This is a genomic window from Ekhidna sp. ABH4_415 (assembly GCF_056161305.1).
Map to the genome: position 1 here is coordinate 1 of NZ_JBSWYW010000015.1, position 3580 is coordinate 3580.

1 protein-coding gene is annotated in these 3580 nt (G+C 45.3%); it reads right to left on the reverse strand.

The window, feature by feature from the left end; translation table 11 throughout:
- The coding region (locus ACXAH9_RS17120) for a beta strand repeat-containing protein (protein WP_474896072.1) at positions 1-3580 on the reverse strand (3580 nt) is incomplete at both ends.

Here is a 3580-nt window from a genome sequence, read left to right on the forward strand (position 1 = left end):
AGCAGGCAGGCTGTTGATTCTGTTCACACCCGCTTGTCCGTTGGCGGTATTGCCAGAAGCTCCTGTACCATCGAAGGAGAGGTTCACAAGCCCCGGATCATCACCAGCATCAAGTGTGTTGGTTGCCGCAGCATCGAAGTACCAGGTGAAGATGTAATCATCCACATCCATGGATCCGTTGACCACCGAGGCAGTAGCCTGTCCGCTAGGCGGGTTGGTGGCATCATCATCACATGAGATATCCTGTGCGGTCTGTACCACATTCATGGACGGTAGAACGGTATTGTCTTCAATTGTGATCTCAAAGAAATTGAGCACCGAAGGACAACCCGATCCAGCGAGATCGTCAATCGTTACGTAATACGTTCCTCCCTCAAGTCCATTTACAATGTTATCTGCACTGGCTCCAGTCGAAGTTACATTGTTATTATGTGTGAAATCTACCGTGGCAGAATTACCCCCGAAGGAAACAGTGCTTCCTTCATTGATCGTTCCAGTAGGTCCACTAACTATCATGGAATTGCCATCATCGGAAATAACAGTTGCTGTTGCACCAGTGCCAGAGAAAGTTACACCATCTCCAATATTGAATGCACCAACTAAACCAGTATATGGAACATAAACGATTTGAGTAGCCTGATCATCAAGGTACCACTTGAATTCATAATCACTAAAAGTAACACTTGGAGTTCCATTATCATTGATCTCTGTTACTTCCGCAACGCCAGTAAATGGATTACAATTTAGATTTTCAGCAGGAGTAGCAACCGCAGAGATTTCATGAACTTCCGGATCATGAGAAACGGTGAAAGTTTGACTGGTGACTGTACAACCTATTCCAGGTGTCACACCTCCCGGTGCTCTTTCAATTTCTACCGTATATGTACCTGCACCAAGTGTAGCAGGAGTTGTTGACGTAGCTGTAGCAGCTGCAATTCCCTCCTGGAAGATAATAGCAGGTGTGTTATCATACCATGTGAAATAGAACCCATCAGCCAATGCGGTATCATCAGTGTCTTTTGCGACGGATACGGATATAGAACCATTGTCTGAATCACAGAAAGTATCATCAGTTATACTAAAGCTGGTAATGATTGGCTCATATGCTTCCTGTATCAAATTGTCAGTAGCCGATGATGACCAACACTGATCACCACTTCCGAAAGCTGCTGTTGCTTTTTCTCTTGCTATTGCAGTGTAAGGCCCGGCAGGAAGAGAGGTGAATGTAATGGATCCGCCTTCCGAAATAGTACCCGGATTATCAATTTGAACACCATCACCATCAAATACTCGACCGTCATCCGGATCATAGGTGTAAGGGAATCTTAAAGGTGATCCTACTGAATTAACAATGGTGTAAGGGGTAAACCGATCTGCCGGCACACCTGCACCTGCATATAGGTAGATGATGTATTCGTCTATATCATCCGCTTCATTATTCGTAAATCCAACACTGCTTACTGCATCAATGGTTGCTCGATTGCCTGTATTGGTACCCACGATTTCATCCCCGGCTCCTGCCGTAAAAGAACCTGAGGTTACTGAAAGCTGTACCGTACCAGAAGCATCATCAAAACTGATCAAACCAATTGCGTTACTTCCACCACCATTATCTACAGAAGTATATGGTTCAAGTGTCTCAAAATCGCCGGTATTTCCTCCATCATAAGTGACAGTCAACACCTGGAAATCTGCCAATGAAACATCAGCAGTACCATTGTCAGGACATTCATCCACATTGGTTACAGTCAGTGCAGTAGTCGTTTGGATACCATTAAATGGAAGATCAAAAGTTTGTTGATATCTACATCCGTTGTTGTCTTCAACCACGAACGTGTAAAGTCCTGGAACAATATTATCCAATTGAGAACTTGTCGGAATTGAGTGGTTCACATCGATATTGGCTGTTGGATCAGCTTGCAATTGATTAATTCCATCAGCAAGAGCGTTGGCACCAGTTGGATCATCATTTGCGAAATCATCAGAACCTTCATACCAGAAGAAGTTGGCAATTCCACCACCATTATCCGTAACTGCAGCACTCAGCTCACCACCCTGGCTATTACAAGCGCCTGGTGTTGCATCTGCTGTAATTACAATAGTCGGAGCAGCAGGAAGTGCATCCGCTACAACAATGTCGAACTTAGATGAAGTACATCCTGATTGTGTATCAGTCACAAATACCGAATAGGTTCCAGCTGTCAGGTAATTCAGTGTCGATACACCAACTGTACCAGTAGTTGTGATATCCTCACTGCTGTTAACGTCTGCAGTGGCTCCTGAAGAACCTCCTGAAATAGCATCATTATCAACTATATCTCCACTTGGATCCGATGCAAGAATCGTCCCTGCCGGATCAAAGGCAATGATTGTAGCTGTTTCCCCACCAACAGTGATGTTTTCTCCTTCTTCGAACGTGCCTGATAAGTTATCGAATGGAATCTCAATGAACTGAGTTGGCCCAAGGTACCAATCATACTTGTATACAGGAGTATGTCCGGTAGGTCCACCAGCCACAATAACATTATCGACAGTAGCCGCACCATCCTCCAAATTACAATTTTGTTGAGGTGTTGAACTCAGATTAGGCGTTAATGTCAGGGTCTGAGAAGTTACTGTTATTTGCTCGGTCTCCGTACATAATGTGACGTTATCTGTAACTTCAACTACGTATAATCCAGATGATAATCCTGAAATTGTATTAGAAGTATTGACAGTCGTATTAATTGGCGCACCTGAAGGGGATGCTCCGCTATACCACGAGAGGGTGTAATCGGTTGTGCCTGAGTTAATAGAAGCTGTTAACTGACCTGTGTTATTTCCAGGGCATCCAAAGTCGCTTTGATCCATTGTAGTCTCAATATCAATAACCGCGAGTGATTGCCCAATGGTAATGTTGGCTGTTGCTGAAGTACATCCTGTAATGAGGTCAGTAACGATGAGGATATAATCACCATCTTCTACTCCGGAGTTACCAGAGATGTCGTCATCGAGAACGTTATCATCATCAATTTGAGTAGCCGGGTCAGCGGCAGTCGCCCAGAAGAAGCTGTAATCGGATAGCGCAGCACCAGCACCGGTGATGTCAGCAAGGTTTACTGTAGCTGTACCGGTATAATTGGCAGGGTTACACGATGTGTTATCTGTCGTATTGGCCTGAATGGTAGGTTCATCCAAAGTAGGATCAGTTGTAGCATCTCCGATGGCAAACGGATGATCGATTGAACAGCCTGAGTTTTCATCGGTGATGGTCATCACATAGTTACCGATAGGTAATCCATTGACGGTGGTATTGGTGACCCCATTGAGGTCATAGCTTACGTCAGCGTATATTCCACCAGTAGATCCATCAAAAGCGATAGGTGTACCACCTGCAGTTTCAAGTGCGAACGCAAATGTGCCAGCTCCTGTACCACCGGTAGGGGTAAGGGTAACCGCACCGTTGGCATCCGGGTTGCTTGGGTCGTTGGCACCTGGGTCGCAGACAGAGTTTCCGGTCAGTCCGGACTCACCTGCACCAAGGGTAGGTTGACCGGAGTTGATGGTAATGTTTGCTGTAGCAGACACACATCCGGTGATG